This window comes from Priestia sp. SIMBA_032, assembly GCF_046535215.1.
GTDB classification, from domain to species: Bacteria; Bacillota; Bacilli; order Bacillales; family Bacillaceae_H; genus Priestia; species Priestia aryabhattai.
The window spans coordinates 1-332 of record NZ_JAWRXD010000298.1 but is presented as its reverse complement, the minus strand read 5'-3'; the positions used below and the strand labels follow the sequence as shown (position 1 = coordinate 332).

The 332-nt window shown below is 33.7% G+C and carries 1 protein-coding gene; it reads left to right on the top strand.

Going from position 1 to position 332, the window contains the following annotated elements; all coding sequences use genetic code 11:
• Positions 1-73: 73 nt before the first annotated feature.
• The coding region (locus SB717_RS34470) for a DUF3910 family protein (protein ID WP_410907346.1) at positions 74-332 on the top strand (259 nt) is incomplete at its 3' end.

Sequence of the window (332 nt, the reverse complement as noted above, 5' to 3'; positions counted from 1 at the left end):
AAATTACAAGCCTGTTCTCTTTATTGAGAGCTGGCTTTTATTTATTTATAATACATATAAGGAGGCTATGCCCATGAATGTACAAGCAAAAGTAGACTGGATTGGTACGCCAAAGCCGTACATATATAAAGATGAAGTAACATATAACGCTACTTCTATTGATTTCTCACTCGCTGGCGATGATAATCGCTATAAGTTAATTGTGCTCAAGTCTGAAAACAATACACATTACAAAATTGTGCAATATGGAATAAAACCAGGCTCTCAAAAACCATTTCCTATCGACATTCCATTTGAACAAAATATGTTGCCAATTATAGAGCAAATATTAC